This is a genomic window from Brachybacterium sp. NPDC056505, from assembly GCF_042794925.1.
Classification (GTDB): Bacteria; Actinomycetota; Actinomycetes; order Actinomycetales; family Dermabacteraceae; genus Brachybacterium; species Brachybacterium kimchii.
Genome location: NZ_JBHTSV010000025.1, coordinates 14,074 through 35,916, shown reverse-complemented (window position 1 = coordinate 35,916; position 21,843 = coordinate 14,074). Strand labels below are relative to the sequence as shown.

Annotated in this window: 18 protein-coding genes; 8 read left to right on the top strand and 10 right to left on the bottom strand. The window is 72.3% G+C overall.

The window, feature by feature from the left end:
- Positions 1–122 precede the first annotated feature (122 nt).
- On the top strand, positions 123–842 hold the full coding sequence (locus ACFQ53_RS12465) for a response regulator transcription factor (protein WP_200503455.1): 720 nt from the start codon (positions 123–125) through the stop codon (positions 840–842).
- Positions 843–852: 10 nt separating this feature from the next.
- Positions 853–2,463 (top strand): ATP-binding protein, encoded by a 1,611-nt coding sequence (locus tag ACFQ53_RS12460; RefSeq protein WP_377860104.1) that lies wholly within the window; start codon positions 853–855, stop codon positions 2,461–2,463.
- Positions 2,464–2,472: 9 nt separating this feature from the next.
- Here ACFQ53_RS12460 and ACFQ53_RS12455 read toward each other — a convergent pair whose 3' ends face one another.
- Positions 2,473–3,048, bottom strand: a complete 576-nt coding sequence (locus ACFQ53_RS12455) for a DUF4031 domain-containing protein (RefSeq protein ID WP_377860102.1) — start codon at positions 3,046–3,048, stop codon at positions 2,473–2,475.
- Positions 3,049–3,055: 7 nt separating this feature from the next.
- Positions 3,056–4,168: an RNase H family protein gene (locus ACFQ53_RS12450; RefSeq protein ID WP_377860100.1), complete on the bottom strand. Its 1,113-nt coding sequence runs from the start codon at positions 4,166–4,168 to the stop codon at positions 3,056–3,058.
- A 155-nt stretch (positions 4,169–4,323) separates the two neighbouring features.
- On the opposite strand from ACFQ53_RS12450, the gene ACFQ53_RS12445 reads away from it, so the two are divergent.
- Positions 4,324–6,309 carry an OPT family oligopeptide transporter gene (locus ACFQ53_RS12445; protein WP_377860098.1) on the top strand — a complete coding sequence of 662 codons (1,986 nt, stop codon included), beginning with the start codon at positions 4,324–4,326 and terminating at the stop codon, positions 6,307–6,309.
- A gap of 70 nt (positions 6,310–6,379) precedes the next feature.
- Here ACFQ53_RS12445 and ACFQ53_RS12440 read toward each other — a convergent pair whose 3' ends face one another.
- From ACFQ53_RS12440 to ACFQ53_RS12410, 7 genes are all read right to left on the bottom strand, one after another.
- On the bottom strand, positions 6,380–7,204 hold the full coding sequence (locus ACFQ53_RS12440) for a hypothetical protein (protein WP_377860096.1): 825 nt from the start codon (positions 7,202–7,204) through the stop codon (positions 6,380–6,382).
- Positions 7,201–8,091 (bottom strand): ATP-binding cassette domain-containing protein, encoded by an 891-nt coding sequence (locus ACFQ53_RS12435; RefSeq protein ID WP_377860094.1) that lies wholly within the window; start codon positions 8,089–8,091, stop codon positions 7,201–7,203. The genes ACFQ53_RS12440 and ACFQ53_RS12435 overlap by 4 nt, the downstream gene beginning before the upstream one ends.
- 152 nt (positions 8,092–8,243) lie before the next feature.
- On the bottom strand, positions 8,244–8,621 hold the full coding sequence (locus tag ACFQ53_RS12430; RefSeq protein WP_377860092.1) for a GntR family transcriptional regulator: 378 nt from the start codon (positions 8,619–8,621) through the stop codon (positions 8,244–8,246).
- Between the two features lie 96 nt (positions 8,622–8,717).
- A complete protein-coding gene (locus ACFQ53_RS12425) occupies positions 8,718–9,764 on the bottom strand; it encodes an alcohol dehydrogenase catalytic domain-containing protein (RefSeq protein ID WP_377860090.1) in 1,047 nt (348 codons plus the stop codon).
- A gap of 149 nt (positions 9,765–9,913) precedes the next feature.
- A complete protein-coding gene (locus ACFQ53_RS12420; protein ID WP_377860131.1) occupies positions 9,914–10,960 on the bottom strand; it encodes an IS30 family transposase in 1,047 nt (348 codons plus the stop codon).
- A 223-nt stretch (positions 10,961–11,183) separates the two neighbouring features.
- On the bottom strand, positions 11,184–13,157 hold the full coding sequence (locus ACFQ53_RS12415) for a glycoside hydrolase family 2 protein (RefSeq protein WP_377860088.1): 1,974 nt from the start codon (positions 13,155–13,157) through the stop codon (positions 11,184–11,186).
- A 99-nt stretch (positions 13,158–13,256) separates the two neighbouring features.
- Positions 13,257–14,333 carry a LacI family DNA-binding transcriptional regulator gene (locus ACFQ53_RS12410; protein WP_377860086.1) on the bottom strand — a complete coding sequence of 359 codons (1,077 nt, stop codon included), beginning with the start codon at positions 14,331–14,333 and terminating at the stop codon, positions 13,257–13,259.
- Between the two features lie 355 nt (positions 14,334–14,688).
- Between ACFQ53_RS12410 and ACFQ53_RS12405 the strand changes: the two genes are divergently transcribed.
- The 4 genes from ACFQ53_RS12405 to ACFQ53_RS12390 all read left to right on the top strand — a co-directional run bounded on the left by ACFQ53_RS12405 (position 14,689) and on the right by ACFQ53_RS12390 (position 18,566).
- Positions 14,689–16,254, top strand: a complete 1,566-nt coding sequence (locus ACFQ53_RS12405; RefSeq protein ID WP_377860084.1) for a DEAD/DEAH box helicase — start codon at positions 14,689–14,691, stop codon at positions 16,252–16,254.
- A 49-nt stretch (positions 16,255–16,303) separates the two neighbouring features.
- Positions 16,304–16,705 carry a rhodanese-like domain-containing protein gene (locus tag ACFQ53_RS12400; RefSeq protein ID WP_377860082.1) on the top strand — a complete coding sequence of 134 codons (402 nt, stop codon included), beginning with the start codon at positions 16,304–16,306 and terminating at the stop codon, positions 16,703–16,705.
- Between the two features lie 61 nt (positions 16,706–16,766).
- A complete protein-coding gene (locus tag ACFQ53_RS12395) occupies positions 16,767–17,411 on the top strand; it encodes a hypothetical protein (RefSeq protein WP_377860080.1) in 645 nt (214 codons plus the stop codon).
- A 102-nt stretch (positions 17,412–17,513) separates the two neighbouring features.
- The gene (locus ACFQ53_RS12390; RefSeq protein WP_377860078.1) at positions 17,514–18,566 is read left to right on the top strand and encodes an LLM class flavin-dependent oxidoreductase; all 1,053 of its coding nucleotides are present in this window, start codon (positions 17,514–17,516) and stop codon (positions 18,564–18,566) included.
- A gap of 378 nt (positions 18,567–18,944) precedes the next feature.
- Here ACFQ53_RS12390 and ACFQ53_RS12385 read toward each other — a convergent pair whose 3' ends face one another.
- Positions 18,945–20,024 carry a hypothetical protein gene (locus tag ACFQ53_RS12385; RefSeq protein WP_377860076.1) on the bottom strand — a complete coding sequence of 360 codons (1,080 nt, stop codon included), beginning with the start codon at positions 20,022–20,024 and terminating at the stop codon, positions 18,945–18,947.
- A gap of 337 nt (positions 20,025–20,361) precedes the next feature.
- Here ACFQ53_RS12385 and ACFQ53_RS12380 point away from each other — a divergent pair, with 337 nt between their 5' ends.
- Positions 20,362–21,840 carry an FAD-binding oxidoreductase gene (locus ACFQ53_RS12380; RefSeq protein WP_377860074.1) on the top strand — a complete coding sequence of 493 codons (1,479 nt, stop codon included), beginning with the start codon at positions 20,362–20,364 and terminating at the stop codon, positions 21,838–21,840.
- Positions 21,841–21,843: the final 3 nt, after the last annotated feature.

The following is a 21,843-nucleotide window of genomic DNA, read 5'->3' as shown; positions in this document are numbered from 1 at the left end:
CCACCCCCATCGGCCGACCGTTTGGGATTGTTGGACTGTTTTCCCCACACCCCCCCCGTGGCGGGGCGCTGTGCACAGCGCACGTCCAGGGAACTCCCACCCATCCGGTTCACGGTGGAGCCATGACCACAGACCAGGATCAGAACTTCGAGGCCCGTCTGCTCGTCGTGGACGACGAGCCGAACATCCGCGACCTGCTCGCGACCTCGCTGCGCTTCGCGGGCTTCGAGGTCTTCACCGCCTCGACCGGCAATGAGGCCATCCGCGAGGCCACCGAGCACCAGCCGGACCTGGTGGTGCTGGACGTCATGCTCCCCGACATGGACGGCTTCACCGTCACCCGGCGCCTGCGCGACCGCGGGGAGCAGTACCCGATCCTCTTCCTCACCGCCAAGGACGACACCAAGGACAAGGTGCAGGGCCTCACGGTGGGCGGCGACGACTACGTCACCAAGCCCTTCAGCCTCGAGGAGGTCGTCGCACGGATCCGCGCCGTGCTGCGCCGCACGCACGGCGGCGCCGAGGACACCGTGGAGAGCGCGCTGGTCGTGGGCGATCTGAGCCTCGACGAGGACTCGCACGAGGTCTACCGCGGCGACATCGCGATCGACCTCTCCCCCACCGAGTTCAAGCTGCTGCGCTACCTCATGCTCAACGCGGGCCGGGTGGTCTCCAAGACCCAGATCCTCGACCATGTGTGGGACTACGACTGGTCCGGCGAGGTCGGCATCGTCGAGTCCTACATCTCCTACCTGCGCCGCAAGATCGACGTGATCGGCGAGCCGATGATCCACACCAAGCGCGGCATCGGCTACGTGCTGCGCTCTGCCGAGGGCCGCTGATCCGCTCCCCGTGTCCTTCCCGACCCTGAACGCCCAGCGGCCCGTGTCCCTGTGGACGCGGCTGGTCACGCTGATCTCGCTCGTGCTGGTGCTGGGCACGCTGCTGACGGGCACGCTGTCGCTCACGCTGCTGCACCGCACCCTCATGCAGTCCAAGGACAGCGAGCTGCGCACGGGCATGCAGGGCATCGTGAGCGTCGCCGCAGCGGGTCTCGACGACTCCAGCGGGTCCGACGGAACGGGAGATGCGGACGACTCCGACACCGAGGACCACCACGCCTCGTACGCCCCGGTGGACTTCGTGGTCGCCGTCCACGACGACGACGGCAAGCAGATCTACCGGAACGACAACTACCACGACGACAGCTCGGTGGATCTCTCCTTCCCCGCCTGGACCGTCGCGCAGGTGAAACAGCAGGGCGGGCAGCCGTTCACCATGATCGACACCGACGGCAACCGCTGGCGGGTCCGGGCGATGGTCGACGGCGACACGGGCGGCGGCAGCGTCTTCGTGGCCCTGCCCCTGGACAGCGTGGACCGCACGATGCGGGAGATGGCGCTCGTCATCGTGCTGGTCGGCACGTTCGTGGTGCTCGTGGGCATGGGCGCCGGCGGCTATATGGCCCACCGCGCGCTCGAGCCGCTGCGGGACGTCGAGGAGGTCGCCTCCCAGATCGTCGCCGGGGACCTCTCGCGCCGTGTGCCGGTGACGGACACCAGCCAGGAGGTCAACGCCCTCGCGGTCTCCCTGAACGAGATGCTCGTGCGCCTCGAGCAGTCCTTCATCGCGCAGGCCGACAGCGAGGAGAAGGCGACGGCCTCCGAGGCCCGCATGCGACGCTTCGTGGGCGACGCCTCCCATGAGCTGCGCACGCCGCTGGCAGCGATCCGCGGCTTCGGCGAGCTCTACCGGATGGGCGCGCTCAGCGGGGACGAGAACGTGGCCTCGGCGATGCGCCGCATCGAGGACGAGGCCCGCCGCATGGGCTCCCTCGTGGAGAACCTGCTGCGCCTGGCCAGGTTGGACGAGAACCTCGAGATGGACCTCGAGCCCCTCGACGTCACCGACGCGATCTTCGACGTCGCCCAGGACCTGAGGGCCCTGGACCCCGCTCGTCAGGTCATGGTGGTCTCCCTCTCGGGCACGCCGCTGTCGGTGAGCCCGCACATCCCCGTGGGCGTGCAGGGCGACGAGCCCTCGCTGCGCCAGGTGCTGCTGAACCTCGTGGGCAACACCAACCGCCACACCCCCAAGGGGTCGCCGGTGGAGATCGCCGTGGGCCGCGAGGACGGCGGCACCGTCGCGATCGAGGTGCGCGACCACGGCGAGGGCATCTCCGAGGACCAGCGCGAGAAGGTCTTCGAGCGCTTCTACCGCACCGACGTCTCCCGCCAGCGCTCGGCCGCGCAGGGCGGCGGCGCGGGCCTGGGCCTGTCGATCGCCGCGACCATCGTCCAGCAGCACCACGGCTCGATCCGGGTGCTCGAGACGCCCGGCGGAGGCGCCACCTTCCGGGTCGAGCTGCAGGCCGCGGACCTCACGCCCGACCAGGTGGTCGTGCCCGATCAGACCAGCACGATCACCGGCGACGGGGCCGCGGAGGACGACGGGCGCGGCTGACCGGCCCTCTCAGGTGCCCGGCCATTCGGGCGCGTCGAGCACCTGGCCCACGAAGGTGTGCCCGGTCAGCTGCTGCGAGAGCACGTTCGCGCGGGCGAGGAACTCGCGGGCCGCGATGCGTCCGAGCTCGTCGTGCGCCTCGACGCGCACCTGACCGCAGGCGTCGTCGCTGCCGAGACGGAAGGCGCCCTCGGGCGCCGCGCCGACGGGAGGCAGCGGGTCCGCGTGCCCCTCGAGACCCAGCACCAGGTCGTGCGGGACCTCGTCGGGCCCGAGCCCCAGCTCCGCGGCGGCCCGCGCCGTGCGCTCGCGCCGCGCCTGCGCGCGCCGGGCACCGGGGACGCGGAGGCCGCTCGCGAGGAGACGACGCGTGAGCTCCTTGTTGCCCACGAACTCGACCCCCGCGGCCTCGAGCCCGTGCCGAGCCTGCTCGGGCCAGTCGTAGTGGTCGAGGTCGAAGGAGCGCGGGTGCAGCCCCGCACGCGCCGCCGCCTCGTGCAGCTCGACGAGCGAGGCGTCGGAGACCAGGTGGCCCCAGAGCGTGCCGTGGCGCTCCCAGCGCGGGGTGTCGGCGAGGACGGTCATCGCGGCGTCACCGCGAGGAGGACATGCCCTGGGCGGGGCCGTCCGTCACGGGCTCGGGCTGCGCGGGCGTGCCCTGGTGGTGGCGCAGCAGCCAGGTGCCGTCGACCCTCACCCACAGCGACGAGCGGCGCTGGGCGCCGCGGGCGTCGGCGGTGACGAAGCGCAGCAGCACGACCCCCTCGGCGATCTCCTCGGCGATGAACTCTCGCGCGCGCAGGCCCGGCACGGGTGCGAGCGCGGCCAGCACCTGCTCGCGGTCGTAGGTGCGGCCCGACGTGCCGATCTCCGTGAAATCGGGGTGCAGCAGCTCGGCCGCGCGCTCGGGGTTCTTGCGCAGGAGGTCGCTGAGCAGCACCTGCTCGCGGGCGACGATCTCCTCGAAGGGAGCCGAGTCCGGGTCGGCGGAGGCCGGCGAGGAGGAGCGTGCGGAGGACCCGGCAGAGGACCCAGCAGAGGACCCAGCCGACGGGCCGCTGGCGTGCGGGTCGAGGGTCCCCGCGCCAGAGGGCTCGGGAGCGGAGCGGTCGGCGTCGAAGAGGCTGAACAGGTCGTCGGTGCCGGAATCCGCAGGGGCGGAGCTGTCGGGAGTCAGGCAGAGACGCGGTGCGGGCGCAGGCGCCGTGGTCCCCGGTGCACTTCCTCCGGCCCCGTCGGAGGCGCGGTAGCCGGGGCCGACGTCGGGGTCCTGCTTCTTGGAGAAGGCGACGGCGGCGCCGTTCGCGCGGCGGTCGGCCGCCTCGTTCATGCGATGGCCGGCGTGGCCCTTGACCCACTCGAACTCGACGCTGCGGCCGGCGAGCGCGCGGTCGATGGCCTTCAGCAGGTCGATGTTCATGACGGGCTTGCCGTCCTTCTTGCGCCAGCCCTTGCGCTTCCAGCCCGGCATCCACTTGGTGACGGAGTTGATGACGTACTGGCTGTCGCACAGCACGTGCAGGTGCTGGTCGGCGTCCACCGCGGTCGCCTCGAGCAGATCCAGGACGGCCTTGAGCTCGCCCATGTTGTTGGTGCCGTGGGGCCAGCCGCCGGCCCGCCAGGTCTGATCGTCGATGTACCAGGCCCAGCCCGCCGGGCCGGGGTTTCCGAGCGCGGAGCCGTCGGCCGCAGCGGTGATCGTCATGGCCCAATCGTTCCACAGCCGGCGGCCGCGGCGATCCCTGGCCGATGGGGAGAGTTGGTCACGCGGAGGTGGTCTCGGTTACCCCGCGGAAGCCCGAGAAGAGTACGGTGACCGGTCGTCGGGGCGCGTCCAGGCTCCGCGAACAAGGAGCATCCATGTCCTCGACCTCTGAGTCGACGCGCGCGACGGCCGCGCCCTCGGTCCGCGAGCTCACGCTGCGCGGCGTGATCCTCGGCGGCATCATCACCCTCGTGTTCACCGCGGCCAACGTCTACCTGGGCCTGAAGTCGGGCCTGACGTTCGCGACCTCGATCCCCGCCGCAGTGATCTCGATGGCCGTGCTGCGGTTCTTCCGGCGCCACAGCGTCGTGGAGAACAACATCGTGCAGACCATCGCCTCCTCCGCGGGCACGCTCTCGGCGATCATCTTCGTGCTGCCGGGCCTCGTGGTCGTCGGCTGGTGGAGCGGCTTCCCGTACTGGACCACCGTCGCGCTGTGCGCCGTGGGCGGCCTGCTGGGCGTCATGTACTCGATCCCGCTGCGCCGCGCCCTGGTCACCGGCTCGGACCTCCCCTACCCCGAGGGCGTCGCGGGCGCCGAGGTGCTCAAGGTCGGCGATGCCGAGGGCGGCGCCGAGGAGAACCGGCGCGGTCTGCACGCGATCGTGCTGGGCGGCATCACCTCGGCCGCCTACGCGCTGGTCGCAGCCCTGCAGGCGATCAGCAGCTCCGTCACCGCGGCCTTCCGCATCGGCTCGGGCGGCACCATGATCGGCGCGAGCCTCTCCTTCGCGCTCATCGGCGTCGGCCATCTCGTCGGCATCACCGTGGGCATCGCCATGCTCGTGGGCCTCGTCGTCTCCTACGGCGTGCTGCTGCCCGTCATGTCCAGCGGCCAGCTGCCCGCCACCGGCGCGATCGCCGACGCCGTGGACACCGTCTTCTCGGGCGACGTGCGCTTCGTGGGCGCGGGAGCGATCGCGATCGCCGCGATCTGGACCCTCGTGCGGATCGCCCGCCCCATCATCGGCGGGATCCGCGGCTCCCTCGCCTCGACGATCGCCCGCCGCGGCGGCGGCACCGTCGAGAAGACCGAGCGCGACCTGCCGTTCACCCTGGTCGCCGTGATCACGGTGGTCTCGATGATCCCGATCGGGATCATGCTGTGGCTGTTCGTGAAGGACACCGCGCTCGTGCACAGCGCCGGCGGCCTGATCGCCGTCTGCATCCTCTACGTGCTGATCGCCGGGCTGCTCGTCGCCTCCGTGTGCGGGTACATGGCAGGGCTCATCGGATCCTCGAACTCGCCGATCTCCGGCGTGGGCATCCTGGTCGCGATCACCGCGGCGCTCGTCATCAAGCTCGTGCACGGCTCCGACCCCTCGCAGACCGCGGCGCTGGTCGCCTTCACCCTGTTCACGACCGCGATCGTGTTCGGCATCGCCACGATCTCGAACGACAACCTGCAGGACCTCAAGACCGGTCAGCTGGTCGGCTCGACCCCGTGGAAGCAGCAGGTCGCGCTCGTGATCGGCGTGGGCTTCGGCTCGCTGATCATCCCGCCGGTGCTGGGACTCATGTCCACCGCCTTCGGCTTCCAGGGCGCGCCCGGCGCGGGCCCCGACGCCCTCGCCGCCCCGCAGGCCACGCTCATCGCGTCGCTCGTCAAGGGCATCTTCGGCGGAGACCTCGACTGGGGGCTGATCGGCATGGGCGCCCTCATCGGCCTGGTCGCGATCATCATCGACGAGGTCCTCAAGGCCCGCAGCTCGCGCCTCGCGCTGCCGCCGCTCGGCGTCGGCATGGGGATGTACCTGCCGATGAGCACGACCCTGCTGATCGTGGTCGGCGCCGTGATCGGCCTGTTCTACGGGCGCTGGGCCAAGCGCTCGAAGCGTCCCGAGCTCGCCGGGCGTCTGGGGACACTCCTCGCGACCGGCATGATCGTGGGCGAGAGCCTGTTCGGCGTGGTCTTCGCGGGCATCGTCGCCGCGACAGGGAAGGACGCCCCGCTCGCGATCGTCGGCGACGGCTTCGCGACCCCGGCGATGATCCTCGGCGTGATCGTGTTCGCGATCGCCACCGCCGCGCTCTACCGCACCGTGCGCCGCAGCGCCGGACGGGAGATCGTCGAGAGGTGAGGGCGGACCCTGTCGGGCCGGGCCGACGGGTCGGCCTGACGGGCCGGGCCGACAGGTCGGGCCGACGGGATCAGGCGGTGCGCCCGCCCGCGTCGACGCGGCGCTTCCGCCGGTGCGCGGGCGCGGCGCCCTCGTCCTGCGAATCCAGATCACGGATCCAGCGACGCACTCCGCGTCGGAGCACGAGAGCCCCGATCAGCGCGATGACGAAGGCGATGAGCGCGATGACCCACGTCGCCGCGGTCTGGGCCGCCGAGGAGACGAGGAGGCTCAGAGGGAGCACGATCACCATGGCGATCAGCGAGAGGACGATGGCCGCTCCGATGTAGGTGAGGATGCTGAGGATGAACATCGAGACGCCCGGCCTGCGGGTCGTGCACTCGGGTCCCAGCACGATCGCCGCGAGCACCATCGTGGCCGAGGCCGTCGCGATGCCCGAGACCGTCGTGCCCGCGAGGTCCCAGCCCGTCGTCACGCCGTCGACCATCGCCGGCGTGTGCCCGGCCAGGGCCGTGAGCGCGGTGCCCGCGGCGGAGACGAACACCATCAGGGCGGATTCGAGGGCGACGAGCGCGACGCGGCCGTGGACCCGATCGGCGCGGGACATCCCCAGGCTCGCCCACAGCTCGGTGCGCGAGGCGGTGTCCTGGCGGCCGTAGCGGTACCAGGCGAGCACTCCCCACACGGGCGCGACGCCGGCCATCACGTCGGTGACGGTCACCGCGAGGACGAGCGCGATCACGGAGAGGATCACCGTGCCGGCGAACGTCTCGGCGTTCAGCCGCAGGTCCGCCGCCAGGGCGCGACGCCATGCGGAGGTGTGCGCGGGGCCGGAGGCCCGCGCAGATCGGGAAGCGCCCGCCGTGTGTGCGGATCCTGCGTCGTATGCGGTCATGCCGTCCCCTCCTCGATCGTGCGGTGCGCGCGACCTCTCGAGGCCGCCGCCCGCAGCGGATACGTGACCAGGTCGCTCAGCTCGGGCCGATGCAGCTGCACCTCGGTGTCGAGCCCGACGGCCTCCTCGGCCGCGATCAGCGCCCAGGTCGTGCCGCTGATCTCCTCCGGGCCGATGAGCCCGGGCAGGTCGTTCTCGTGGGCCCTCGGCGCGGGAGCCCCCACCACCAGGAACTCCTCCTTCAGATCCTCGACGGACCCCTCGAGCACCGCAGCGCCGTCCGCCATCACCACGAGGTGGTCGATGAAGCGGTCCATGCCGTCCAGGTCGTGGGTGCTCAGCACCAGGGAGCGCCGCTCCCGCGCCATGAGGTCGCGCAGCAGGTCCACGAGACGCTCCCGCGCGAGGGGGTCCAGGCGCGCGAGCGGCTCGTCGAGGATCAGGAGCCGAGGATCCTGCGCGAGCGCCGCCGCCACGCCGAACAGCGCCGCCTGCCCGTCGGACAGGTCCCGCAGTCGGCGGTCCAGCGACACCCCGAAGGACCGCAGCCGACGTCCGAAGTCCTGCACCGAGAAGTCGGGGATCGCCGCCCGGCGCAGGCGCGCCACATGGTGGGCCGTCCAGTGCTCCGGGTATCCGTGCGGATCGGGCACCGAGGCGAGGCCCTCGGGCGGAGCAGTCTGCGCCGCGCCCTGCTCGATCCCGAGCACCTCGATCCGCCCCGACGTCGCCCGGATGGCGCCCACGATCGCGCGAAGGGCCGTGGTCTTGCCCGCTCCGTTCGTCCCGACCAGGCCCGTGACCTGGCCGGCGGGAGCCGTGAACGTCAGCCCGCGCAGCGCGCGGACGGGATCGCCGTACGGCTTCTCCGGGCTCGGGATGCTCACACCGAGGCGGTGCACCGCGACGGCGGGCGCCGGCGATCCGTCGTGTCCCGCGGCGCGCGCCTCCGAGCGCTCCGGCGCGGCGGGCACGGACGACGTGCTGCTCGGTCCCGTGCCCCTCGCTTCTGGGCGCCTCGGTCCTGTGCCCCTCGGACTCATCGCTCCTCCTCGATCCGTCGGCCGAGCATCGTGCGCAGCGTCGCGTCGTCGATCCCGACCGAGCGTGCCGCGTCGACCGCCTCGCCGAGTGACCGCTCGATGCGGTCCAGCGCCCGTGAGCGCAGCTCGTCGGGGTCCTGGGCGCGCACGAACACGCCCTTGCCGCGCACCGAGTCGGCGAGGCCGTCGGCCACGAGCTCGTTGTAGGCGCGGGTGGTGGTGATGACGCTGACGCGCAGGTCGCGGGCGAGCGTGCGGATCGAGGGCAGGGCCTCGCCGCTCGCGAACTCGCCGCTGAGGATCGCGGCGGCGAGCGCGGCGCGGATCTGCTCGTAGATGGGATCGGAGGATCCGGGATCGATGTGCAGCTGCATCCTGCTCGCCCCCTCCCCCGCTCCGGCGGTGCCGCGCGTGCTTACTGTCTATATGCGCTATAGACAGTAAGCACGGCGGGAGGCCCCGTCAAGGGGTCAGGAGATCCGGGCGACCGTCATCCCGGCCGACGTCGGCGCTCCGCCGAGCCCGACGAGCGCCTCCGGCAGGTCCTCGAGGCCGATGATCGACCCCAGGTGCGCGGCGGGATCCAGGCGCCCGTCGCCGATCTCCTCGAGCAGCTCCCGGTACTCCCCCGCCGCCAGGCCATGGCTGCCCAGCACCTGCAGCTCGAGGCCGATCACGCGGCCCATCGGCAGCGCAGGGTCCGCATCCTCACCGAGCAGCAGTCCGACCTGCACGTGGCGTCCGCGGGGACGCAGGGCGCGGATGCCCGCGGACGCGGTGCGCGCGGAGCCGAGGGCGTCGATCGTGACATCGGCGCCGCCGCTCGCCGCGAGCAGTCGCTCGACGAGGTCGTCGGCCGGCTCGTCGGGGCTGGTCGGGACGGGCTCGGCGCCGAGGGCGCGGGCCGCCTCGAGCGCTCCGGGCGAGACGTCCACGGCGAGCACGCGCGCGCCGGCCGCCGTCGCGATCTGGACGACGGAGAGTCCGACGCCGCCGCACCCGAGCACCACCACGCACTCCCCGTCGCGCACGCGGGCCTGGGTGCGCACGGCGTGGAACGCGGTGCCGAAGCGGCAGCCGAGCCCCGCGGCGGCGAGCATGTCGATGCCGTCGGGCAGGGCGACGAGGTTGTGGTCGGCCTCGATCACGACGACCTGTTCGGCGTAGGAGCCGGGCAGGTCGAAGCCGGGCTGGTGCTGGTCGGGGCACACCTGGGTGGCTCCCGCGCGGCACTGGGCGCAGCGTCCGCAGGACAGGATGAACGGCGCGGTCACGCGGTCGCCGACGCGGAACCGGGTGACCTCGGGGGCGACCTCGCGGACCACTCCGGCGAACTCGTGCCCGGGGGTGTGCGGGAGGGAGACGGAGTCGTCGTGCCCCTGCCAGGCGTGCCAGTCGCTGCGGCAGACGCCCGTCGCGTGCACCTCGATGACCGCCCCGCGGGGCGGGCACGCAGGGTCCTCCACCTGCTCGACGCGGGGCGGGGTGCGGAAGGCGTCGTAGCGCACGGCTCTCATGGATCCATCGTGCCGCACAGGAGCCGCGGCGCATCCCGCCGTCTCGCCGGGCCGGGCGAGCAGGGCGAGCAGGGGCCGACACGGCCGATGCGGCACCCCGCGGATCCTGGCCAGGATCTATAACGCTTTCTGCCGGCGGATTCAAGGGGTCATCGCAACAGGTACTCCTGGATCATCTCGTATGGCGTGGCGAAGGCCAAGCGTTTGCGGGGGCGTCGGTTCAGGAGGTCGGCGATGTAGTCCAGATCTTCTTGACTGTGGATCGAGAGATCGGTGCCCTTGGGGAAGTACTGACGGAGAAGCCCGTTGGTGTTCTCGTTTGTCGCGCGCTGCCACGGTGAGTGAGGGTCTGCGAAATACACGTCGATGCCCGTCATATTCGTGACCTGACGATGCTGGTGCATCTCCTTGCCTTGGTCCCTCGTCAATGTTGCTTTCAGGGTGGCCGGGAGAGTGGAGAGTTTTTCGATCAATCCATCGCGGGTCGCTTCGACTCGTGACTTGGTGGGGTCCAGATGCACCAGGATCACGTAGTTCGAGCGTCTCTCGACCACGGTCCCGATCGCCGAGGCCCCGTCCTTGCCCACGATCAGATCGCCTTCCCAATGCCCGGGAACACCGCGGTCCAGCGCCTCGGCCGGCCGCTCCCAGATCGAGACCATGTCCTTGATTCGCCCTCGGCGTCTCTGCGCACTGCGGCGGGGATGCCTGACTGTGCGTCCGGTGCGGGTCAGCGCCTTCAGCTCGCGCTTGAGACCACCTCTGGCCTGCAGGTAGATGGTCCGGTAGATCGTCTCGTGGCTCACGTGGAACCTCGGGTCGTCGGGATGCTCACGGCGCAAGCGTCCCACGACCTGCTCGGGCGAGTAGCCCTCGTCGAGGCCGTGCTGGACCGCAGCGTGGAGGACCGGGTCGGACGGGATCTTCAGTTCCTTCGAACGGCGGCGCTTCTCAAAGGCGTCACGCCGAGCGCGTGAGGGTGCGTACTCGCCCGGAGTTCCTTTTGCCGACCCCCGCCGCACTTCACGCGAGATCGTGGAAGGGGCCCGGTCCAGGACCTTCGCGACATACCGGATCGAGCGTCCCTCGATGAGGAGTTCCTTGATCCTGAACCGCTCCCCATCGGTGATATAACGATCAGGATCCTTCCACCGAGCCGGAGCAATACCGCCCGTGGCCCGGACATACAGAGCCAACGTGGCATGGCTCGTATCGATCTCACCGGCGATATCCCGCAGCGCTAGCCCCATAGAACGAGCATGCCAGAACCGCTCGATCTTCCAGCGGGGACCCATCTCGAACCCCGGCCTCCCACGACCAACCACAACACCCTCCTCACGTCGAGTGTTGCGATCACCCCTAGAACCCGCGGCCGATTCCTGTCATAGATCCTGGCCATCGTCCGCGCCCCGGCGGCCGTCACTCCTCCTCGTACGCGGCCTTCTTCTCCTGCACCGCGCGCAGGCGGGCGAGGTCGAGCTTGCGGCCGCGCTGGAAGTCCACGACGCCGTTCTTCTCCTGGAACACGTCGGTCAGCTGCGTGTAGCAGTAGGCGAACATGAGCGGGTCCTCCAGCAGCACGTCCGTGAGGCCCTCGAAGCGCTCGTACAGCTCCTCCTCGCTCGAGATCCGCTGCCCGTAGCCCCACGACTGGGAGGCGTTGTTGCCGGCCTCGCGGGCGGCGCGGGCCGCCTCCTCGGCGTTCCACCAGATGCCGCCGTACTCGGAGACGAAGTAGGGCTGCCCCTCGTAGTCCAGGGAGAAGGAGCCGTCCGCGAAGGGCAGCTCGCCGTCGCCGAGCTCGCGGCGGTTGGCGAAGGGACGCCCCTCGGCGAGGCCGGACTGCTCCGCGCGGAAGCGCTCGGGGTCCTGCTCGTAGGAGTGGGAGTCGAAGACGTCGGCCCCGCGCACGCGGTGGGAGTAGCCCGAGGTGTCGAGCACCGGGCGGGTGGGGTCGGCGAGCTTGGTCGCGTCGTACATCGCCTGGGTGACGTCGTCCAGCTGGGTGATGCGGTCGTGGCGCACCTGATGGGTCTCGTTCAGCGGGCACCAGCCCACGATCGCGGGATGGTTGATGTCCCGGCGCACCGCCTCGACCCACTGGCCGATGAACGCGGCGGTGGGCTGCTGGTTGTCGCCCGTCGGCCCGCGCCCGGAGACGCCCCAGTCGCCGAACTCGCCCCAGACCAGGTAGCCGTGGACGTCTGCCCAGAAGAGCATGCGCTCCTCGAAGACCTTCTGGTGCAGCCGGGCGCCGTTGAAGCCGGCCTCGAGGGAGAGACGGACGTCGGCCACGATCGCCTCGTCCGACGGGGCGGTCATGAAGGTGTCCTCCCACCAGCCCTGGTCCAGGACCAGGCGCTGGAAGACCTTCTGGCCGTTGATGCGGAACTCGTGGTCGCGCAGCGAGGTGGAGCGCAGGCCGGTGTACGAGCGGACCGTGTCCAGGACGGCGCCGCCGTCGGCCACGAGGCGCAGCTCGAGGGAGTAGAGCTGCGGGTCGCCCGGGCCCCAGACGCGCACCTGGTCCTCGGGGACCGTGATCTCGAGGTGCGGGGCGAGGTCGAGGTCCGCGCGGACCTCGGCGCTCGCGACGGCGCCGCCGCCGACCTCGCCGAGCACGGCCTCCAGGCGCGTGCCGGGGGTGCTGCGCGAGAGCGGCACGTCGATCGCGAAGGAGCGGGAGGCGAGCGAGGGGACCACGCGGAGCGAGCGGATCGAGTCCTCGGGGACGCCCTCGAGCCAGACCGTCTGCCAGATGCCGGTGACCCGGTGGTAGGTCGCGTGGCTCGCCTCGTAGAACACCGACTGCTTGCCGCGCGCCTGCAGGTCGTGGCGGGAATCGCGGGCGCGCACGACGATCTCGACGCTGCCCCCGGCGGACACGGCGCCGGAGAGGTCCGCGTCGAAGGGCGTGAAACCGCCGCGGTGGCGGGCGACCTCGACCCCGTCGGCCCAGACGGTCGCATCGTGGTCGACGGCGCCGAAGTGCAGCACCGGCCGCAGCCCCTCCCAGCTCGCAGGGACCTCGATCGTGCGGCGGTACCAGACGGCCTCCATGAAGTCGCGGTCGCCGATGCCGGAGGCCGGCGACTCCGGCGGGAAGGGCACGAGGATCTCGGTGGCGAGCTCGCGCTCGAGCAGTCCGCGCTCGCGCCCGGTGTCACCGCGGTCGATCTCGAACTGCCAGGTGCCGTTGAGGTTCAGCCAGGCCTCGCGCTGCAGCTGCGGGCGCGGATGCTCGGGGCGCGGGACGTCGCCGGATCCGTCCGACGGCGGGGTGTCCAGCGCGGCGGCGAGCTCGTCGGCGCGGGCGAAGAGGTCGGTCAGGTGCGAGGGCAGCTCGGGCTCGGCGTGCTGGCCGCTCGCGGGGCTCTGCTCGGGTGCGGTCACGGTGGTCCTTCCATCGGCACTGATCGGCGGGCCGGACGGCGCCGGCACACCAAGTCAACACCGCCGCGCCACGGATTGCAACGTGGGAAACGCTGATGGTCAGCGGCGCGGCCCCGCAGAGCTCTCGCGCGCCACCAGGCGATAGGGGACGACGTGCTCCCGCCCGTCGGACTCCCCCGCTCCCGTGTCCGGCTCCGTTCCAACCCCCGCACCGCCCCCCGTGACGTCCTGCGCGCCCGCCCCCGGGCCGATCGCCGCGTCGAGGGTCGCGGCGATGAGGTCGTCGAGGTCCGGGGCGATCGAGCTCAGCGCGGGGTGGGCGTGCCGCGCACCGGGGGTGTCGTCCCAGCCCACCACCCCCACGTCCCCGGGGACGTCGAGCCCGACCTCGCGCAGGCCCGCGAGGGCGCCGATCGCGAGCTGGTCGTTGGCCGCGGAGATCGCGTCGAACGCGACGCCGCGCTCCACGAGGTCCAGCACCGCGCGGCGGCCCTCGGCCATGTCCCACGCGCCCACGTGGGCGATCCGCTCCGGCTCGCTCGCGATGCCGCTCGCCCGGCAGGCGGCGCGGAATCCCGCGAGGCGGTCGGTGCCCGCCGAGCGCTGCTCGGCCTCCCCGCCCAGGAAGACGGGGCGGCGGTAACCGCGCTCGACCAGGTGGCGGACCACATCGGCCGAGGCCTCGACATTGTCGACGGCGACATGGGTGACGCCCTCGGCGCTCAGCAGGTGCTCGCCGAGCAGCACGAGCGGCGGCCCGTCCCCGCGGTCCCGGATCTCGACGGGGTCCAGGGCCTCCGGGGAGATCACGACGGCGTCGACCGGGCGGCTGATGCGTCCGCGCACGTGGGCGCGCTCGACCTCGCCCCGGCCCAGCGACAGCTCCACGCTCACGGTGTACCCGCGCTCCTTGGCCGCGACGTGCAGCATCTGCGCGAGCTGGGCGAAGTAGGGGTTGGAGAGCTCGGGCAGCACGAGGGCGATGGTGTGCGTCGGACCGCCGCGCAGCTCCCTGCCGATCGTGTTCGGCACGTAGCCGAGCTCGCTGATGGCCCGCTCGACCCGCTCCCTGGTCTCGGGCCGGACGACGGGCCGGTCGTTGACGACGTTGGAGACCGTCTTCCACGAGACCCCGGCGGCCTTCGCCACGTCCTTGATGCTCACGCGCCTGGCCATCGCGCACCGCCTTCCTGCTGTTCCGGAGACCGTCCACCCCGGCCCCGGTGATCCGCCGAGGATACCGGCCGGGCGCGCCCTCCAGGTGCGTTGCTCACATCGGGACCCGCAGATCGGGACGGACGGCGGGGCCCGACGTAGGCTGATGGCTTCGTGTGCCGTCCCACCTGCCATGGCACCGCGCCTCGCCGCGCACTGCGCGACGACGGCGGCGCGCCGTCCGCGCGCAGCCCCGGGGAGACTCCGCGTCGGGCACGTCCCCGGGTCCTCCCCGTCGGACGCCGACCGGGTCTCCCCGTCGGACCAGCGGACCGCAGCGCGCAGGGCGGGACCGCGTCCTCTAGAACGGAAATCCGTGACCTCCACTGACTTCGCGCGCCTCGGCGTGCCCTCGCACCTCATCGACGCCCTCGCCCCGCAGGGCATCACCACCCCCACCCCGATCCAGTCCGCGACGCTCGGCGACTCCCTCGCCGGCCGGGACGTGCTGGGACGCGGCCGCACCGGCTCCGGCAAGACCTACGCCTTCGGCCTGCCGCTCGTCGCCCGTCTCGAGCAGGACGCGCGCAAGCGCCGCGCCCGCTTCCCGCGTGCCCTCGTGCTGGCCCCGACCCGCGAGCTCGCCGCCCAGATCGACCAGTCGCTGACGCCGCTGCTGCGCGCCGCGAACCTGCGCAGCACCGTCGTCTTCGGCGGCGTCGGCCAGAAGCCGCAGGTCGACGCGATCGCTCGCGGCGTCGACGTGCTCGTCGCCTGCCCCGGCCGTCTCCTGGACCTCATGGGCCAGGGCCACGTGGACCTCGGCGCCGTCGAGATCACCGTGCTCGACGAGGCCGACCACATGGCCGACATGGGCTTCCTGCCGATGGTCCGACGGATCCTCGCCAGGACCCCCGCGAAGGGCCAGCGCATGCTGTTCTCCGCGACCCTGGACCAGGGCGTCCAGAAGCTCGTCAAGGAGTTCCTGCACTCCCCCGTCACCCACTCGGCCGACCCGGAGACCAGCCCGGTCTCGACGATGGAGCACCACGTGCTCGAGGTCGGAGCGGATGCGAAGTTCGACGTCCTGCGCGACCTGGCCGCGGCGCCCGGACGCACCATCCTCTTCACCCGCACCAAGCACGGTGCGAAGAAGCTCGCCCAGAAGCTGAGCCGCTCGGGCGTGGCCGCCGTCGAGCTGCACGGCAACCTCTCCCAGGGCGCCCGAACCCGCAACCTCGAGGCCTTCGGCTCGGGATCCGCGAGCACGCTGGTCTCCACCGACATCGCCGCCCGCGGCATCCACGTGGACGACGTCGCCCTCGTCGTGCACGCCGACCCGCCGGTCGAGCACAAGGCGTACCTGCACCGCTCGGGCCGCACCGCGCGCGCCGGCGGCTCCGGCACCGTGATCACGGTGCGCACGCCCGACCAGAAGAAGGACGTGCACGACCTCATGCGCAAGGCCCGCATCACGCCGGCCCAGCACGAGGGCGTGATCGTCACGAGCCCCGTGCTGAGCGAGCTCGCCCCCGGCGAGCGCGTCTTCACCGAGCCCGCGCCGGCCCCGACGCAGCAGCCCCAGCAGGGCGACGGTCGCGGTCAGGGCGGTGGTCGCGGGGGCGGTCGTGGTCAGGGCGGCGGTCGCGGCCAGGGCGGTCGCGGCAGCGGCGGCGGACGCTCCTCCGGGGGCCGCGGTCGCGGCGGCCAGGGCGGTCGCGGACAGGGCTCCCAGGAGGGCCGCTCCGGCGAGGGCTCCCGCTCCGGTCAGGACGGCCGCTCGGGCCAGGGGTCGCGTTCGGGGCAGGGCTCACGCGGTCGCGGCCGCGGCGGCCGCTCGGGCTCCGGCTCGGTGACCTCCTACTCGACCTCGAGCTCGGGCGAGGGCTCGTCGCGCCGCTCCGGCGGACGCGCGGCCTTCTCCTCGGGCCGCCGCGGCTGACACCGGATGCGCCCGGGCCTTCGCGGCACCGGGCGCCCCGGAGCGCACCATGGCTCGCAGCATCGCGGAGATCCTCGCCGAGGCCCGGCGCGACACGGCGCGCGTGGCGCCGGCGGACCTGCCCGGGCGCCTGCGCGCCGGGGCCTGGGTGATCGACGTGCGCACGCCCTGGACGCGGGACGCCGAGGGTCACATCCCCGGAGGGATCGTCGTCGAGCACACCGTCATGCTCTGGCGGCTCGATCCCCTCAGCCCGAGCCGCATGGCCGACGGGCCCACCTATGACGACGACGTCATCGTCGTGTGCAACGAGGGCTTCTCCTCCTCGCTCGCCGCTCGCGACCTGCGAGAGCTCGGCTTCTCCCGGGCGACGGACCTCGAGGGCGGCTTCCGCGCGTGGGCCGAGCAGGGCCTGCCCGTCGAGCCCGAGCCCACGCGCTACGTGACCTGAGCCCCGCACTTCCGCGTAGGGTGCGACGGAAGCACACGCGCACGACGAGCGAGGGGCGTTCATGAGCCAGTCACCCTGGGACCGACCGGACCCGCACCGAGGGCCCCATCCCGTGATCCCGGGCGAGGTCGTGCACCATCACGCCCCGGACGCGGCGCAGCGGAGCTTCGACCCGTACGCGGCAGGCGGACAGCACGCGCCCGACGCACAGCACGCCCACGGCGCACCGCGCACCGGCGCGGCCCCTTCCGCGGGCGCCCCGTACTCCTCCCCCGGCGGACCGCCGCCCGGATCCGCCCTCCAGCCCTACGGCGCGCCGACGGGGAACCCCGGTGCCGGTGCGGGCCCGATGCCCGGCGTGATGCCCGTGCCGGTGGCCGTGATGCCGCTGAAGAGCGTCGGCGTGGCCTTCGTCCTCACCTTCTTCTTCGGCGTCTTCGGGGTGTTCTACTCGAGCGTGACAGGGGCGCTCGTCCTGATCGGCATCACCGTGGGCCTGCTGGTGCTCTCGACGATCGTGTTCGGCATCCTCTCCGTGCTGACGATGGGGATCGGGACCGTGCTGTTCGGACTGGTCCCGCTGATCGGCGTGGGCGCGTGGATCGCGAGCATCATCTGGGGCTGCACGGCCGCTTCGAACCACAACCAGCGGGTGCAGGCGCAGTACGCGCAGATGGCGGCACGCCACCAGCATCCGACCTGGTGACCGCTGCACCGAAACGGTCCTGACCTCGCTATTCCCCGGGGCGACGCTCAAGTGCTCACAGGGCACAGCACCCCTCGCCAAGCGCGGCGTAGCCTCGGCTCCATGAGCACTCCCGCCCCTGAGACCAGCGGCTCGTCCGCATCCTCCGCGCCGCGCACCCCGCACGTCCCGCTGTCGATCCTCGACCTCGTCCCGATCTCCGAGGGGATGGACGCCCGCGAGGCCATCGGCCACGCGATGAGCTCCGCGCAGCTCGCCGACCGCCTGGGCTTCCGCCGCTACTGGTTCGCCGAGCACCACAACACGATCTCGCTCGCCTCGAACGCGACCAGCCTGCTCATCGGCCAGGCGGCGCAGCTCACCGAGCGGATCCGCGTGGGCTCGGGCGGGATCATGCTCCCGAACCACTCCCCACTCTCGGTCATCGAGCAGTTCGGCACCCTGGTGCAGATGCACGGCGACCGCATCGACCTGGGGCTGGGGCGCGCGCCCGGCACCGATCCGCTCACCGCGCAGCTGCTCGCGCGCACGTCGGCCGAGCCGGAGGCGTTCATCGCGGCGGTCGAGCAGATGCGCGACTGGTCTCGCGCCGAGCAGCCGACGGGCCTGCGGATCGCCGCCCCGGTCGCCGAGGGCACCGAGGTCGCCATGTGGATCCTCGGCTCGACGTCGAACGGCGCGCAGCTCGCCGGTCGCCTCGGCATGCCCTTCTCCGTCGCCTCGCACTTCTCGCCCTTCGGATTCGAGCAGGCGCTGGACGCCTACCGCCGGACCTTCGACGCGGACGCCGAGTCCGCCCAGATCGACGCCCCGCACACCATGGTCGGCGTGAACGTCCTGGTCGCACCCACGGACGAGGAGGCCCAGCACCTGTTCACCTCGGCGCAGCAGGGATTCCTCGGCATCCTGCGCGGCGAGCGCACGAAGGTGAAGCCGGCCCGGGATCTCGAGGGCCTCGCCGACCCGGCGCTGCTCGCGAAGGTCGACCAGACGCTCTCCGTGCGCGCCGTGGGCTCTCCCGAGACCGTCGTCGCGCAGCTCGAGTCCATCGTCCGCGCGACCGGGGCCGACGAGCTCATCGTCACCGGGCAGGTCTTCGATCCCACCCATCGCGAGCGCTCGCACGAGCTGCTCGCGCAGGCATGGGGGCTCTGAGGCGGGCCCTGGCCACGCTGCACTGAGCGGTGGAGGCGCTGAGGCGCTGAGGCGCTGAGGCGCTGAGGCGCTGAGGCGCTGAGGCATGGTGACACCGGAACACGCCCTCCACCGCACGCTCCTTCATGGGGTTCACAGGAACTGCGCGGCGCCAGGCCGATGTCGGCTCGTCGCTGCGCCCCCTTGTGCGCGAGCGTTACGAGTTGCGGTGGGTTCTGGACGGACGTGCGAAGCGTCGAAAAACCACCGCAACTCGTAACGCTCCAGCAGACACACCGGCGTCGAGCCACGGCACGGCCCGAGATGCGAGACCCCGGCCATCCGCGTCACCCGTGTCACCCGCGTCACCGCATTCACGTCCGAGAGACCCGCCCGGGGTCAGGCCGTGCCGCCTTCTCTCTCCGGTTGCCATCCGAGGTCCTCTGCGGCCCCGGGAGCTCCGAGAATCCTGCGCCGGGGGTGCGACCGGGTGTGCGACTCGGCCTGCTCCATCCGTGCCCGGTGGGCGCGCCGCTGGTCCAACACGGCATTGCGCACGGCGAACTGCACCTGAACGGGGTCGTGGACGAGCACCTGCTCGGGAATGCGCACTTCCAGCCATCCGGGCAGCCCCGGGGCGTGGGCGATGCGCACGGGCAGCAGGCGCGGCACGAAAGGCAGCGTGCAGCGAGCGCAGTCCCCACAGCGCGGCGCGCACACGGGCTCTTCGCGGAACACCGCGTAGACCCGGTCCGCCCACCAGATCGCATGCGCACGTCGCAGCAGCGTCACCGCGACGTAGTGAGGAGACGACGGGTCAGGATCCCCGCCCGTCAGCGGCATGTTCAACCGCACCCGTCCCCACGCGGGGCCCGAGCGCATCAGGCGGGAATGCAGCACGCTCGGCCTGTCGGTGCCGGAGCTCATCAAGGCGGTGGCGGCCTTCGGGGCGCCGTGCACACCGCTGCCGGAAGCCCAGATCAGAGCGCCGTCGGGCACCAGCGGGTCGGTCGGTTCCATGAACCTGTCCCGGGTGATCCGCGCACGCAGCCGATCGGTCACGACGACCAGCGAGACGTCGTCGAGGACCGAGGCGAGATCCGTCCACGTGCGCACCAATGTCGCGACGCGCACCCCGTCGACCGTCTCGATCTGCCACGGCTGAAGAGGCACCCGGCTCCACTGCACGACATCGTCGGACGCGCGATGCGCAGCGTTCGGAGTGCCGAGGTGCACCGTGGGGATCCCCCAGCGCGCGTCCATCGGCTCGCGCCCGGTCATGTCGGGGTCGCCCGGACAGGGAAGACCCCAGGCCCGGGCCGCGGTCAGACCAACCAGCGCAGCCTCGGGGTGCAGGCGCAGCATCGCATCGGCGACGTCCCAGCGCGTGACCCTGCCGGCGAGGAGCGCGTCGGTGCACGCGTAGAGGCCCTGCCGGAGCCGGGTGACGTCCCTGCGGCGGAGGCGCTGCGGATCCACGCCTGCGACGCGGGCGTCATGCGTCGTGAACACGGGTCGGGGCAGCGCGTCCGGGAGATCTGCCGGGGCATGGGGCATGTCGTGAAGGACCCGGCGCGACACGGGAAGTGACCGCGGAGAAGAGATGCGCCTGCGCGGAGGGCGGGTCCACGGGGAGCACCGTCCGACAGGGAGTCCCCGGCCGAGGGTGCCGCCCGGGACGAACGCTCGTGTGACCTGCACCCCACTCGCGGAGCGACCACGCCTCTGCGTGTCTCCTTATGTGAATCATCAGTTGCGCTAATACTCGTCGACCTCCACGATGGGACGGTCCTGCCGCCGACCCCGTGGAGCCCGCGTGACCACCTCGATCTCTGCCTCGACCTCCGCTGACACGTCGGCCGTCCCGGCGTCTGCGCCCTCGGCCGACGCATCCTCCCTCTCGCCGCATCTGCGCGCCCTCGCCGAGCGCCTGCAGGGCCTCCTCGGTGAGGACGTCGTGCTCACCGATCCCGACCCGGTCTACGCGGGTGACCACGCGGTCCCCTCCGCCGCTGGCACGAGCTTCCTGCTGACCCTCCCCCGCGACGTCGAGGGAGTGCAGACGGTCCTCCGCCTCGCCCACGAGACCGGCACGACCGTCGTCCCGCGCGGCGCCGGCTCGGGGCTGTCCGGGGGCGCCACCCCGGTCGACGGCTCGATCGTGCTGGGCCTCGAGCGGCTCACGCGCATCCGCGAGATCGACGTGCTCGACGAGGTCGCCGTGGTGGAGGCGGGCGTGATCACCGCGGACCTCTCCGAGGCGCTCGCGCCGCACGGCTTCTTCTACGCACCGGACCCGGCGAGCGCGCGGCTCTCCAGCATCGGCGGGAACATCGCGACCAACGCGGGCGGGCTGCACTGCGCGAAGTACGGCGTGACTCGGGAATCCGTGCTCGGCCTCGAGGTGGTCCTGGCCGACGGCACGCTGCTGCGCACCGGCCACCGCTCGATCAAGGGCGTCACCGGGCTCGACCTCACGCAGCTGCTCATCGGCTCCGAGGGCACGCTCGCGATCGTCGTCGCGGCGACCGTGCGGATCCGCCCGCTGCCCGTCGCCCGACGCACCGTGCTCGCCCGCTTCCCCACCGTCGCGGGCGCCGCGGCGGGGGTGAACGCGATCTCGCGCAGCCCCGTGCGGCCGGCGGCCTGCGAGCTGATGGATGCGCGCTCCCTCGAGGACATCGACGAGAACACGGGAGCGGGCGTCGCCACGGGAGAGAGCGCGGTGCTGCTCGTCGAGCTCGACGGCTACGGCATCGCGGAGCAGGCGGACGACCTGATCGTCGCGCTCGGCGGCGAGGAGCCCGACCCGTCGGGAGTCGAGATCCGCGTCCTGGAGGACGAGGCGGAGGCCGAGCACTGGTGGGAGCTGCGCCGCTCGGGCCGCGGCTCCGGCTCCGGGCACTTCCGCCTCGGCGAGGACGTCGCGATCCCGAAGTCGCGCCTCGCCGACGCCTTCGCGGTGATCGAGCGGATCGGCCGCGAGCACGGCATCCGCACCTCGGCGGTCGCCCACGCGGGCGACGGCAACCTCCACCCGTCGCTCTCGCTCCCCCGCCCCGAGGACAACCCGGACCCCTCGGCGCCGCTGCCGCCCGTGCTCCACGACGCGGCCGACGACCTGGTCCGCGAGGCCCTGGCCCTCGGCGGCACCATCAGCGGCGAGCACGGCATCGGCACCGCGAAGCACTCCTGGCTCGACCTCGAGCTCTCCGACGCGTCCCGCGCGCTCCAGCGCCGCCTCAAGGACGCGTTCGACCCCCAGCACCTGCTCAATCCCGGGAAGGCCCTCTGACCC

Coding starts and splice junctions, on each gene's coding strand:
- ACFQ53_RS12465 (WP_200503455.1), top strand. CDS start 123: ATGACCACAGACCAGGATCAGAACTTCGAGGCCCGTCTGCTCGTCGTG.
- ACFQ53_RS12455 (WP_377860102.1), bottom strand. CDS start 3,048: ATGACCGTCCTCGCCGACACCCCGCGCTGGGAGCGCCACGGCACGCTC.
- ACFQ53_RS12450 (WP_377860100.1), bottom strand. CDS start 4,168: ATGACGATCACCGCTGCGGCCGACGGCTCCGCGCTCGGAAACCCCGGC.
- ACFQ53_RS12445 (WP_377860098.1), top strand. CDS start 4,324: ATGTCCTCGACCTCTGAGTCGACGCGCGCGACGGCCGCGCCCTCGGTC.
- ACFQ53_RS12440 (WP_377860096.1), bottom strand. CDS start 7,204: ATGACCGCATACGACGCAGGATCCGCACACACGGCGGGCGCTTCCCGA.
- ACFQ53_RS12430 (WP_377860092.1), bottom strand. CDS start 8,621: ATGCAGCTGCACATCGATCCCGGATCCTCCGATCCCATCTACGAGCAG.
- ACFQ53_RS12425 (WP_377860090.1), bottom strand. CDS start 9,764: ATGAGAGCCGTGCGCTACGACGCCTTCCGCACCCCGCCCCGCGTCGAG.
- ACFQ53_RS12410 (WP_377860086.1), bottom strand. CDS start 14,333: ATGGCCAGGCGCGTGAGCATCAAGGACGTGGCGAAGGCCGCCGGGGTC.
- ACFQ53_RS12400 (WP_377860082.1), top strand. CDS start 16,304: ATGGCTCGCAGCATCGCGGAGATCCTCGCCGAGGCCCGGCGCGACACG.
- ACFQ53_RS12395 (WP_377860080.1), top strand. CDS start 16,767: ATGAGCCAGTCACCCTGGGACCGACCGGACCCGCACCGAGGGCCCCAT.
- ACFQ53_RS12390 (WP_377860078.1), top strand. CDS start 17,514: ATGAGCACTCCCGCCCCTGAGACCAGCGGCTCGTCCGCATCCTCCGCG.